Below are 12,211 nucleotides of genomic sequence, written 5' to 3'. Positions count from 1 at the left end.
ACGCCGGCCGCGGCCGGCGATGGGTGGTTGGTCAGTGCTTGCCGGGGACCTGGAAGTTGAAGACCCCCGAGTCGAACTGGTTGTAGCCCTCATAATCAACGAGTTCGTACAGCCGGGCGCGGGTCAGCATGTTCCCTACCTGCGCCTGCTGGGTTCCGTCCGCCTTGATCGCTTCCAGCGTACTCTCGGCAGCACCCATGGCACTACGGAGAAGCGTCACCGGATAAATCACCAGGTTGACCCCCACGCCGGCCAGTTGATCAACGGTGAAAAGCTCGCTCTTGCCGAACTCCGTCATGTTGGCGAGGATGGGGACGTCCACGGCGTCGCGGATGGCTTGGAACTCCTCGAGCGTGGCCATCGCTTCGGGGAAGATCGAGTCGGCCCCGGCATCCACGAGGGCCCGGGCCCGGTCTTGCGCTGCCGCGAGTCCGTCCACTGCGCGGATGTCCGTGCGGGCCATGATCAGGAAGTTCGGGTCCCGACGGGCGTCGGCAGCGGCCCGGATCCGTTTGGTCGCAGTCGCCAGGTCCACCACGTTCTTACCGTCGAGGTGCCCACACCGTTTCGGGTTGAACTGGTCCTCAATGTGCAGGCCGGCCAAGCCGGCATTCTCGATTTCCTGCACCGTCCTGGCCACGTTCATCGGCTCACCGAAGCCGGTATCGGCGTCCACGATGGACGGCAGGTCCGTCATTCGCGCGATCTGCCCTGCCCGGGTAGCGACCTCGGTCAGGGTGGTGAGCCCAATATCCGGCAACCCCAGGTCGTTGGCCAGTACGGCACCGGAAATATAGACGCCGTCGAACCCCTTTTCTTCGATCAGCCGGGCTGAGAGCGGGTTGAACGCGCCCGGGAACTGCTGAATCGTGCCGGACCCCAGAATCTCCCGGAGCTGACGGCGTTTCTGCTCCGGGGTGACACCGGAGTACAGCATCAGAACAATCCCTTCGGACCTGCGGCAAGGTCAATCACGCCGGGCGCGGCAGCAATGTTCAGCTGATCCAACTCACCCGGGCCGAGGTCGGTGAGGCGTTCGACGGCGGTCAGGAACCTTTCGATCTCAGCTTCCTCGACCAGGCCAGCGGCCAATGTCCGGAACTTCTGCACATACTGCTCGCGGGCGAACGGCCGGGCACCCAGCGGGTGCGCATCGGCAACCGCGATCTGGTCGGTAATGAGCGTGCCGTCGGTCAGGGTGATTTCCACCGACCCGCCAAAGGCCTTCTCGGCGATGTCCAACGAGTGGTACCGGCGGGTCCACTCTGGATCCTCAACGGTGCTGACCTTGTGCCACAGTTCCACGGTGTCCGGTCGGGCTGCGCGCTCAGGTGCGTACGAGTCCACGTGGTGCCACGCCCCGTCCTGCAGGGCCACGGTGAAGATGTACGGAATCGAATGGTCAAGGGTCTCGCGGGAGGCGGTGGGGCTGTACTTCTGCGGGTCATTGGCTCCCGAACCGATGACGTAGTGGGTGTGGTGGCTGGTCTTGATCAGCACCGACGCGACGTTCTCCGGGCTGGTCGCTTCCGGATGCTCACGGTGCAACTTGCGGGCCAGATCGATCCACGCCTGGGCCTGGTATTCGGCCGAGTGTTCCTTCGTGTACGTGTCCAGGATGGCGCGTTTCGCCTCACCCGCTGCGGGCAACGGCACCTGGTAGGACGCGTCCGGCCCATCCAGCAACCACGCAATCACCCCATCCTCACCCTCATAGATGGGGACCGGTGAGGTCTGTCCCCGCATGGAACGGTCCACCGCCTCAACGGACATTTTGCCCGCGAACGCCGGAGCATGCGCCTTCCAGGTGGAAATCTCACCCTTCCGCGACTGCCGGGTGGCGGTGGTGGTATGCAATCCCTGACCCACAGACTGGAAAATGGTCTCCACATCCAAGCCCAACAACGTGCCAATACCAGCAGCAGCCGACGGGCCCAGGTGCGCCACATGGTCAATCTTGTGCTTGTGCAGGCAGATCGCCTTGACCAGGTTCACCTGGATCTCGTAACCCGTAGCGATCCCACGGATCAAATCCGCCCCGCTGGCGCCCACGTGCTGGGCCACCGCCAAAATCGGCGGGATGTTGTCTCCCGGGTGGGAGTAGTCCGCCGCCAGGAACGTGTCGTGATAGTCCAACTCACGCACCGCCACTCCATTGGCCCACGCCGCCCACTCCGGCGAAACCCGCTCTTCCAGGCCGAAGATTTTTGCGCCCTTGCCGCCCGTGCTGGGGGCATGGGTGAGGGCCTGCGCACGGGCCGCGACGATGGGAGGCCGATTCAGCGAGGCGATGGCTACGGAGGCGTTGTCGATGATCCGGTTGATCACCATCTCGGTGACGTCCTCGGTCACCGCGACGGGGTCAGCCGCCACCACGGCGATCTTATGTGCCAACTGGTCTTCTCGGGCGAGGTTTTCTTCGCTCTTGTAGACGCGGACGTGATGTTCCTGAACCATGGTGCTCCTTCTACGGTGCGGGGGTTGCTTTGATGTGGGTGAGGCTGCGGTGCAAATGAAGCGTGGTGGCCGCACGGGCCAGGCCGGGGTTGCGGCTGGCGATGGCGTCGGCGATGGCCGAGTGTTCGGCCGCGGACGCAGCCAACCGGCTGGCGTCGTCCGCTGCCAGCCGGCGAATCCGGACCAGGTGGACCCGGAGGCTGGCCATCGCCTGGACCAGGTAGGCGTTGGAAATTGCGGCGTCGATGGCCGCATCCAGCCTGCCGACCAGCTCGTAGTACTCGGCGACGGCGGGCTCCGCTCCGGTAATCGACGACGGCGCCGCCTGGAGTTCCGCGTGCAGCTGCCGGAAAATTTCGGGGTCACCCCGTTTGGCGGCGAGCGCCGCGGCCTGTCCCTCCAGGGTCTCGCGAAGTTCGAACAGCTCGTCGATGTCCTCAAGGGAAATCTCGGTGACAATCACACCGCGCCCAGCAGGGGTGGTCAGGCCCTCGGCGCTGAGTCGGCCCAAGGCTTCGCGCAACGGCGTCCGGGACACCCCCAGCCGCTCTGCCTGCTCCACTTCCGCGAGGACGGTCCCCGGCGCCAAGCGCCATTCGAGGATGTCCGCGCGGAGGGCCGCGTAGGCCCGTTCACTTGCTCGCATGTCCCCAGTGTATACACGAGAGCCTCAGATTGCACCAAAATCTAGTAAAATCACGTTGCCTGTATACATGACGCGAGTGGACAAGCGCTGCACTCCGCGAACACCAGGCCGTCAATCGCTGTGCGCTACCCGGTTCCGCCCCTGTGCCTTGGCCAGATACATGGCTGTGTCTGCTGCCGTGATGACGGCCTCGATATCTGTTGTCCCGGCGTCGTACGTGGTGATTCCGTAACTTGCCGTGGGCATGGGCATGTCACCAGCCGTGGGCGAGGCAGCGAGGCGCGTGCTGATGTGTTGGGCTATCACCTCTGCCCGTTCTGGGCTGGCACCGGGGATGAGGAGGACAAACTCCTCGCCGCCGAAGCGGCTGACCAGATCGGTGGTGCGCACTGTCTCCAGGCAGGCATCGGCAAAGTTCTTCAGGGCGAGATCCCCCGCACCGTGACCAAAAGTATCGTTGACGGCCTTGAAGTGGTCCAGGTCGGCCATGATGAGGGCGCCATGCCTGGCCCGTGACGCCTGTGGCCCCAGCTCAACCGCAGCGAGCTCCAGGAATGCGTTGCGATTCAGCAGGCCCGTAAGGTCGTCGCGAGAGATCTCGGCAGACAGGGCCCGGTTTTGCTGTTCACTGCTAAGCGCGGCCATAGTGAAGGACACCATCACCAACAAGGCCAAGGTGATCATGGTGGTGAAGGCTGAGCCAAAGACAGTGGTGAAGAAGTGGCCGTGCTGGCCTTCGACAACCAGGGCAACCAGCCGCAGCAGGTAGAAGATCGCCAGCGCCCCGGACGAAATGCTCAGGGGCACCTTGAGCCGGGTATAGCCCGGATCTATCCGCCAGACTTCCCAGGAACTCATACCGATGGCCACCGCCATTGACGCCAGAAGCGCCTCGCCGCCGGCCCACGCGTTGGTGGCAGGGGCATCCACCGCTGCGGCAATGAGCGTCAGCAGCGGTAAGCCCAGGAGCGCCCACGCCGGAAACTTCTCGGTGCGCAGCGAGCGGGCGCCCGCCCACACGGCAACACCGCCCTGGACCAGCAAGGCGTTGCCCACCGGATTGGCCCAGACCTGGTGCGGTGTCCCGTCCAGCAGGTACAGCGACGAGCCCAGCAGAAAGAACAGCAGCGCCAAGCACCACCAACCGCTATACGGTGACCGGGTAGGACGATAGGCGGCAAAGTAGAACAGGGCCACCAATCCCAAAATTACCGTCCCAAAAGTCACCCTGAGGGTAGTCTCGTCCAGCTCCACCAGTCCCCGCCCCAAACACTTTCTGAAGTTCTTGGCCCAGTATGTCAGCAGCCTCTGACAAGTTCCCACCGCGAATTTTTCGTGACGCGGGAACTCACGCAGAGTGTTCGGAGTTGAACGAAGTATGGATGACCCTCCTTCACACATGCCCAAGCCCCTCTGCCACCTGACCGGATCACCGGCCACCACGGGAGAGGGGCGCCAGAATGTATGAGTGGATCATGCTCGGCATTGGCCTCGTCCTCACCGTGGGCACCGGATTCTTCGTAGCCTCCGAGTTTGCCCTGGTGAACCTGGACAGGCATGACCTGGAATCCCGGCAAGCCCGCGGCGAGAAGCGCCTTGGTCCCACCATCAAGGCCCTTAAGATCACCTCCACCCACCTGTCCGGGGCACAGTTGGGCATTACCCTGACCACACTGTTGACGGGTTACACCTTTGAACCTGCCATCAGTCGGATGCTCAGCGGTCCGCTGACCTCAGCAGGGGTTCCGGAGGCAGTGGTGCCCGCGGTGGGCTCCATCGCCGGCATCTTCCTGGCCACCATCTTCTCGATGGTGATCGGCGAACTGGTGCCCAAAAACTTTGCCCTGGCACTGCCCTTGGCCACCGCCAAGGTGGTTGTTCCCTTCCAGGCCCTCTTCACTACGGTTTTCAAACCCGTCATCCTGCTCTTCAACAACACGGCGAACAAGATCATCCGAAGTTTCGGCATCGAGCCCAAGGAAGAACTCTCCGGTGCCCGCAGCGCCGAGGAGCTGAGCTCCCTGGTGCGCCGGTCCGCCGTCGAAGGCGTCCTGGACCTGGATCATGCCACCTTGCTGCACCGCACCTTGCGCTTCTCAGACCATAGTGCGGTGGACGTGATGACCCCGCGGGTGCGGATGACCGCCGTCGGCAGCACCGATACGGCCGAGGAGATCGTGGCGTTGGCCACCAGCACCGGTTTTTCCCGTTTCCCCGTCATTGGCCGGGACCGGGACGAAGTCCTGGGCGTGCTCCACGTGAAGCAGGCGTTCGCCGTGGCCTTACCGGAACGCCACACTGTTGTTGCCGGTGACCTGATGATCGATCCTGTCCGCGTCCCCGAATCCATGGGCGTGGACACCCTGTTGGGCCTGTTGCGCAGGCAAGGGCTCCAGGTGGCCATCGTCTCGGACGAACACGGTGGAACCGCCGGGATCGTCACCCTCGAGGACCTGGTGGAAGAAATCGTGGGCGAACTCGAAGACGAACACGACAGGGCCCGCGCCGGCGTAGTCCGGACCGGTCGATCAGTGACCTTCGATGCCGCCCTGCGACCTGACGAACTCCTCGACCGGACCGGCATCCCGGTGCCGGACGGCGAGGAGTATGACACTGTGGCCGGCTTCGTCACCGACCAGCTCGACAGGATCCCCGAACTCGGCGACGAGGTGGATCTCGACGGCGGTGTCCTCCGGGTGGAGCGCGTGGTGGGCACCCACGTGGAGCGACTGCGCTTCACCCCCGCAGAACCGGTGGACCCCACCGCAAGCAGCCATGACCAGATCATCGACAGCCTCACGCAGGAGCAAACCAAATGAGTGAATACCTTCCAGGCATCATCTGGTTGGTGGTGCTGCTGGTGGTCAACGGGTTTTTTGTTGGCGCAGAGTTTGCCGTCATCTCGGCCCGCCGGTCACAGATCGAACCCAAGGCCGAGGCTGGCAGCAAAGCCGCCAAAACCACCCTGTGGGCCATGGAGCACGCCACGCTCATGTTGGCCACCAGCCAGTTGGGCATCACCGTCTGTTCACTGGTCATCCTCAACGTCTCCGAGCCTGCCATCCACCACCTGCTGGAAATCCCCCTGGGCCTGACGTCCCTGTCCGGTGAGGCGATCGGAATCATTGCCTTCATCGCGGCCCTGCTGCTGGTGACGTTCCTGCACGTGGTGTTGGGCGAGATGGTGCCGAAAAACATCTCGTTCTCGGTGCCCACCCGCGCAGCCCTGATCCTGGCCCCGCCGCTGGTCATCGTGGCCCGCGTTTTCAAACCGGTGATCTGGACCCTGAACGGGATCGCCAACGGGATCCTGCGGCTCTTCAAGGTGGAACCCAAGGGCGAGGCCACCAGCGCCTACACGCTGGACGAGGTGGCAAACATCGTTGAACAGTCCACTCGGGACGGCATGCTTACGGACACCTCGGGCACCCTCACGGCAGCGTTCGAATTCACCACCAAGAAGGTGGCGGACGTCCAGGTTCCGCTGGCCAGCATGGTGGTGCTGCCCGCCACGGCAACGCCGGCAGACATCCAAGCCGCCGTCTCCGAGCACGGGTTCTCGCGCTACATCCTGACCAACCACGATGCCGAGCCCACCGGCTACCTGCACCTCAAGGACGTCATGGACCTGGTAGCCCCGGAGACTTTCACGGCCCCCGTCCCGGCCAAACGCGTCAGGCGGCTGACCTCGGCCTTTGCGGACGCTGAGCTGGAGGATGCCCTGGCCGGCATGCGACGGACCGGTTCCCACGTGGCCAAGGTCTTCGACGCTGAGGGCAGGACCACCGGCGTACTGTTCCTTGAGGACATCATCGAGGAACTGGTGGGCGAAGTCCAGGACGCCACCAGCGCGTAGCTGCAAGCCGCCGTCGGCCGCCTGTTGGGGCGTCCGACGGCGGGTGGCTGGTTTCCTAGACCGGCAGCGGTTCTGGCCTGAACGAGTTAGCCGGTTTGGCCAGGCCGAAATGGTCCCGAAGGGTTCGTCCGGAGTAATCGCGCCGGAAGAGTCCCCGCGCCTGAAGGATGGGCACTACCTGGTCCACAAAAACATCCAACCCTGACGGCAAGACCGGCGGCATGATGTTGAACCCATCAGCCGCACCTGCCTCAAACCACTCCTGGAGGCTGTCCGCCACCTGCTCGGGGGTGCCCGCGAACGTCCGGTGCCCGCGCCCGCCACCGAGCCGTCCAATCAATTGCCGCACGGTGAGGTTTTCCCGCCGGGCAAGGTTCACGATCAGGGTGTACCTGCTCTTGGCGCCCTCGATCTGGTCCTCCGTAGGAAGATCAACCGGCAACGGGGCATCCAGCGTCAGTGATTCCGCTGGAACGCGCAACACGCCCGCAAGCTGGTTCCGGGCGTACTCGGGCAGGATCAGCTCGTCCAGCTCGCGCTCGAGTCGGCGCGCTTCCTCCGGCGTTGCGGCGATCACCGGAACGATCCCTGGCAGGATCTTGATGGTCTCGGGATCCCTGCCTGCGGCAGCCGTGCGCGCCTTCAGATCTGCGTAAAAATCCTGCGCGTCCGCCAGCGTTTGATGGGCAGTGAATACTGCTTCTGCATACCGGGCCGCAAAGTCCTTACCGTTCTCCGACGAGCCGGCCTGCACAATCACCGGGTGGCCTTGGGCCGACCTGGGGATGTCCAAGGCACCTTGGACCTGGAAGTGCGTGCCCGCATGATTGGCCTGGTGCACGCGGGTAGCATCGCCCCAGACACCGGCGGTCTTGTCCGCCACCACGGCGTCGTCCTCCCAGCTGTTCCAGAGCTTCGTGGCAACGTCCAGGAACTCAGCGGCCCGCTCGTAACGGTGTGCATGAGCAGGCTGACCCGCGAGAGAGAAGTTCTTTGCCGCGGCATCCCCTGCGGTGGTGACGACGTTCCACCCCGCCCGTCCGCCGCTGATCTGGTCAATCGAGGCGAAGCGCCGCGCCAGGTTATACGGCTCGTTGTACGTTGTTGACGCCGTGGCGATCAAGCCGATCCGCTCCGTGACAGCCGCTATCGCGGCCAGCAACACGGTGGGCTCCAGGGACCCGTAGGGCCGCTGGGTCACATCTCCGTGCAGCACCGGAGAATCGGCGAAGAAGATCGAATCCAGCTTTCCCCGCTCGGCGGTCTGTGCCAGTCGCTGGAAATGAGCCACATCGGTGCCGGCGTGGCTGTCGCTCTCCGGAAGCCGCCAGGATGCCTCATGGTGGCCGGTGCTCATCAGGAAGGCATTGAGATGGAGTTGCCGGCGCGTAGTCATCGCTGAGTCCCTGCGAATGGGGTCCCGTCGAGGACAACGGTTTCGGAGTAGGCCGACGAATCGCCCTGGATTGCCGAGCTGCTGCGACCATCTACCCCCACAGGAATATCCCCGGCAATGGTCACCCGGTTGAGCGTGCGGGGTTGGCCGTCGTAGTTGTCCGGGGCGTAGTGCTGGGTGATGCGGTTGTCGAACAAGACCAGCTGATTCGGTTCCCAGCTCACCCGAACCACGTTTTCAGGCCGGGTGATGTAGGCCTGGAGGAGCCGGAGGATGTCCTTGGACTCGGTGTTGGACAACCCCACAATGCGCAGCCGCTGCGCGAACCCACCAATAAACAGTCCCCTCTCACCCGTGAGTGGATGCACGCGCACCACCGGGTGAGCCGTTTCAAAGTGAATGCGGGTGAATTCCTTGCGGCGCTCCTCCGCGTTGGCGTGCTCGAGGTTTTTGGGCACGGAGTAGTCATAGTCGTTGGTATGAATAGCCCAGAGCGAGTCTGCGAAGGTGCGCAGCTCTGCCGGGAGGTCCTGATAGGCGCCCGCTGATGACGCGATGAGTGTTTCGCCTCCGTAGCTGGGCAGGGTGATGCTGCGCAGGGTAGAAGCCTGGGGCGGGTTCACCACGAAGGTGACGTCGGTATGCCAGTTGTTGGCGCTACCGTTTTCGCTGTCCACCGGCAGCACCGAGGGCTTGCCGGCCACGGAGGCCACGGTGGGGTGGGCATTGGTGAGTAGGCCAAAGCGACCGGCGAAGCGGACCTGGGCGTCGTCGTCGAGCACGTTTGCTTCGCGGAAAACCAAGGCTTTATGGACGTTCAACGCTTCGCGGATGTGGGCGATCGTTGCGTCACTAAGGTCGGCGCTCAGGTCCAACCCGCGAATTTCTGCCCCGATGCGGGCGCCCAGCTTGGTGAATTGCAGCTTTGTTTCGGTGATGACGGACATGGTGGATTCCTTTACAGTTCGGGTGAGGTGCGTAGGTTTTCCAAGCAAGAGGCTTAGGTCCCGGTGCCGACGGCGGTCCGCCAGCGGGAGAAGTGACGTTCGACGCCGACCAGCAGGTAGTTGACCAGCAAGCCGAGCAGGGAGACGGTCAAGATGCCGGCGTACATGTCAGGGATGAGGAAACTCGATTGAGAGTTGACGATCAGGTAGCCGAGGCCGGCCTTCGCCCCGACCATCTCAGCCGCGATGAGCACCAGGATTGATGAGGTGCCTGCCATCCGGATACCGGTGAAGATGGTGGGTACCGCTGAGGGCAGGATGACTTTCTGGAACAACGTGACGTTGGACAGGCCCAAGGAGCGTGCCGCCCGGATCAGCAGCGGGTCCACGGTCCGCACCCCGGCGATGGTGTTGAGCAGCACCGGAAAGAACGCGGCGTAGGCCACGATGCTGATTTTGGAGGTTTCGCCGATTCCCAGCAGCAAGGTAAAGACTGGCAGCAGGGCAAGTGCGGCGGTGTTGCGGAAGACTTCCAGCAAGGGGTTGAGGAACCGGTCAAGGGCTCCGTACCAGGCCACCAGGAGGCCCAGCAGCACGGCGGACAGCACGGCAATGCCGAATCCGCTGGCCGAGCGGCCCAGGCTGGCTGCGAGGTGATTCTGCAGCTGTCCCTTGGCGATCAGGGTTCCCAAAGCGCCCAGGACCTCATGAAGCGGCGGCAGGAAAACCCGCGTCGAGGCGGGAGCGAGGTAGAGGGGTCCGAATTCCCACACGAGGAGGAACAGCAGGATCGCACCTGCCCGCCACAGTCCACGTCCTGAGACGGTCAGCGCGCGTCTGAGCGGTGACGGCACGCCTTGGGGCTGTGGTGAAACAGGGCCGCCAGCGGTGTCGCCGACGGGATTCTGTGCAGTGGGATGACTCGTCTGGGTCAGGGTGGGCGCGCTCATCAGGCAGCCTTTCCGGAGCTGGGTTGGGGTGCTTCATCGCGGGCAATGCCGGTGGGCAGAATCTTTGCGTGCCCGGCGTACTGGGCTTTGCGGACCTCATCGTGCAGGAGCGCCCAGACCCGGTGCCGGTGTTCGACGAACGCGGCGTTGGACCGGACATCTCCTTCTCCGCTGCGGTCCCCCAGGTCGATGGGGACAATTTCCTTGAGCCGCCCCGGGCGTGAGCTGAGGACGGCGACCCGCTGGCCGAGATACACCGCTTCGTCGATCCCGTGGGTGATGAAGACAATTGTTTTCCCCGTGGCGCGCCAGATCCGCAGCAGTTCCTCCTGTAACTGTTCGCGTGTCTGGGCGTCCAAGGCCGCGAACGGCTCGTCCATCAGCAGGACATCCGGTTCATAGGCGAGGCTTCTGGCAATCGCCACGCGCTGCTTCATGCCACCGGAGAGTTCGTGTGGATAGCGGTCCTCAAAGCCGGCCAGACCCACCAGGTCCAGGTACGTGCGTGCTTTCTCGGCCCGCTCCCTGCGGTTGAGCCGTTCGCCGTCGTGGCTGCGACCTTCCAGGCCGAAGGAGACGTTGGCCGCGGCCGTACGCCAGGGGAACAGCGCGTACTGCTGGAAGACGACGGCCCGGTCCTTGCCTGGCCCGGTCACTTCCCTCCCATCGACCAGGACCTTTCCCGTGTCGGGCCGGGTGAGCCCAGCCAAAAGGTCCAAGAGCGTGGTCTTGCCCGAACCGCTGGGGCCTACGAGGGTAATGAATTCTCCGGCGGCGACGTCGAGGGTGACGCCTTCCAAGGCCGTCAGCCTGGACCCGAGAGGGGCGTCCTTGGTGGGTCTGACGGTGAAGGACTTGCCCACGTTCTGCAGGCTGATTTTGGGTACCTGCGCCTGTGTCATGATGCTGCCTTGAGCAGTCCGTTGTACTCGTTGGTGTAATACTTTGCCGGCGTGATGTCTCCCGTGACGATGCCCGTGTCCTTGAGCCACGCAGACCAGCGGCTGAAGTCCTGGTCTTTGATCTCGCCCTTGGACGGCACCCCCACGCTCTTCCAGTACTTCAAGGCAGCGGTGCTTTCATTACGCTGACGCTTGTCGATGATGCTGGTGAAGCGGGCGATGACCCCTCGCGCGGGGTGGTTCGCTCCCATTCGATGGCCTTGGCGACGCCGGTGGTGAAGATCTTCGTGATCTCAGGGTTCTGCTGAATGAAGTCTTTGCGGAGGACGTACTGGCCGCCCGCAAAGGCGCCGAACAGCTCAAAGTCGTTGAACAGGGAACGGAGTCCGCCCTTGGCAATGGCGTTGTCCTGCAACACACCGCCCAGGACACCAACGTCCACCTGGCCGCGACGGATGGCTTCCTCCGTGTCATTCGGCGGAACTACCACCAGTTGGACCTGCTTGATGTCGTCCTGGCTCAGGCCGTTCTTCTTCAGGTAACTGTTCAGGACCGCATCCGAGTGCGCCCCCAGCGTATTGACGGCTACTTTCTTCCCGATGAGGTCACGTGGTGCCCGGATGGAGCTCTCGGCGGTGACGTAGAAGCCGTTGAAGGTCAACTCGTCTTCCCCGTAGTAGTTGATGACCGCGGTGACGGGCGCGCCGGCCTCGATGAGTTTGACCACGGCACCGGCAAAGGCGCCGCCAAAGTCCGTGGCACCGGTGGCGGCGGACTGGATACTGGCCGGGCCGCTGATGGTGTTTCCCACCCAGTTCAACTTCACGTTTCCCAGGTAGCCAAGATCCTCGGCCAGCTCTGCCAAGCTCACGCTGTTTGCCGAGCCTTCGTACCGGAGTTCGGTCACCTCGGCCGCGGCATTGCCTTCCTGCGCCGTAGCCGGGCCCCCGCAACCGGACACCGTCAGAGTCGCGGCCATGGCTGCTGCCACGCTCAGGACGGAGAAACTTCTTCGGGATATCTGCGGGTTGTTCATGGCGGGACCTTCTGTGTTGAG

At 63.7% G+C, this 12,211-nt stretch carries 12 protein-coding genes; 2 read left to right on the top strand and 10 right to left on the bottom strand.

Going from position 1 to position 12,211, the window contains the following annotated elements; translation table 11 throughout:
* Nucleotides 1-31 precede the first annotated feature (31 nt).
* The 4 genes from prpB to PSET11_RS00460 all read right to left on the bottom strand — a co-directional run bounded on the left by prpB (nt 32) and on the right by PSET11_RS00460 (nt 4,330).
* Nucleotides 32-937 (bottom strand): methylisocitrate lyase, encoded by a 906-nt coding sequence (gene prpB / locus PSET11_RS00475; RefSeq protein ID WP_124089675.1) that lies wholly within the window; start codon nt 935-937, stop codon nt 32-34.
* The gene (locus tag PSET11_RS00470; protein ID WP_124089673.1) at nt 937-2,457 is read right to left on the bottom strand and encodes an MmgE/PrpD family protein; all 1,521 of its coding nucleotides are present in this window, start codon (nt 2,455-2,457) and stop codon (nt 937-939) included. Before PSET11_RS00470 ends, prpB begins: the two co-directional genes overlap by 1 nt.
* A 10-nt stretch (nt 2,458-2,467) precedes the next feature.
* A complete protein-coding gene (locus tag PSET11_RS00465) occupies nt 2,468-3,103 on the bottom strand; it encodes a GntR family transcriptional regulator (RefSeq protein WP_124089671.1) in 636 nt (211 codons plus the stop codon).
* Nucleotides 3,104-3,214: 111 nt separating this feature from the next.
* The gene (locus tag PSET11_RS00460) at nt 3,215-4,330 is read right to left on the bottom strand and encodes a GGDEF domain-containing protein (RefSeq protein ID WP_345788798.1); all 1,116 of its coding nucleotides are present in this window, start codon (nt 4,328-4,330) and stop codon (nt 3,215-3,217) included.
* Between the two features lie 233 nt (nt 4,331-4,563).
* Between PSET11_RS00460 and PSET11_RS00455 the strand changes: the two genes are divergently transcribed.
* Both PSET11_RS00455 and PSET11_RS00450 read left to right on the top strand, forming a co-directional pair.
* On the top strand, nt 4,564-5,922 hold the full coding sequence (locus tag PSET11_RS00455; protein WP_124089667.1) for a hemolysin family protein: 1,359 nt from the start codon (nt 4,564-4,566) through the stop codon (nt 5,920-5,922).
* A complete protein-coding gene (locus PSET11_RS00450) occupies nt 5,919-6,959 on the top strand; it encodes a hemolysin family protein (RefSeq protein ID WP_124089665.1) in 1,041 nt (346 codons plus the stop codon). The genes PSET11_RS00455 and PSET11_RS00450 overlap by 4 nt, the downstream gene beginning before the upstream one ends.
* A 55-nt stretch (nt 6,960-7,014) precedes the next feature.
* On the opposite strand, the gene PSET11_RS00445 is transcribed toward PSET11_RS00450, so the two are convergent.
* The 6 genes from PSET11_RS00445 to PSET11_RS00425 are packed head-to-tail and all read right to left on the bottom strand — an operon-like array spanning nt 7,015 to nt 12,190.
* The gene (locus PSET11_RS00445) at nt 7,015-8,355 is read right to left on the bottom strand and encodes an LLM class flavin-dependent oxidoreductase (RefSeq protein ID WP_124089663.1); all 1,341 of its coding nucleotides are present in this window, start codon (nt 8,353-8,355) and stop codon (nt 7,015-7,017) included.
* Nucleotides 8,352-9,302: a TauD/TfdA dioxygenase family protein gene (locus tag PSET11_RS00440; protein ID WP_124089661.1), complete on the bottom strand. Its 951-nt coding sequence runs from the start codon at nt 9,300-9,302 to the stop codon at nt 8,352-8,354. Before PSET11_RS00440 ends, PSET11_RS00445 begins: the two co-directional genes overlap by 4 nt.
* Nucleotides 9,303-9,355: 53 nt before the next feature.
* Nucleotides 9,356-10,252: an ABC transporter permease gene (locus PSET11_RS00435; RefSeq protein WP_124089658.1), complete on the bottom strand. Its 897-nt coding sequence runs from the start codon at nt 10,250-10,252 to the stop codon at nt 9,356-9,358.
* On the bottom strand, nt 10,252-11,154 hold the full coding sequence (locus tag PSET11_RS00430) for an ABC transporter ATP-binding protein (RefSeq protein WP_124089656.1): 903 nt from the start codon (nt 11,152-11,154) through the stop codon (nt 10,252-10,254). Before PSET11_RS00430 ends, PSET11_RS00435 begins: the two co-directional genes overlap by 1 nt.
* Entirely contained in the window at nt 11,151-11,318 is a 168-nt protein-coding gene (locus tag PSET11_RS16780) for a hypothetical protein (protein WP_238988969.1), read from the bottom strand. The genes PSET11_RS00430 and PSET11_RS16780 overlap by 4 nt, the downstream gene beginning before the upstream one ends.
* Entirely contained in the window at nt 11,315-12,190 is an 876-nt protein-coding gene (locus tag PSET11_RS00425) for an ABC transporter substrate-binding protein (RefSeq protein WP_238988968.1), read from the bottom strand. The genes PSET11_RS16780 and PSET11_RS00425 overlap by 4 nt, the downstream gene beginning before the upstream one ends.
* Between the last annotated feature and the right edge of the window lie 21 nt (nt 12,191-12,211).

The sequence above is a fragment of the Arthrobacter ulcerisalmonis genome (genome assembly GCF_900609065.1).
Classification (GTDB): domain Bacteria; phylum Actinomycetota; class Actinomycetes; order Actinomycetales; family Micrococcaceae; genus Arthrobacter; species Arthrobacter ulcerisalmonis.
Note: the sequence above shows the minus strand (reverse complement) of the source record. Positions and strands in the feature narration are given on the sequence as shown.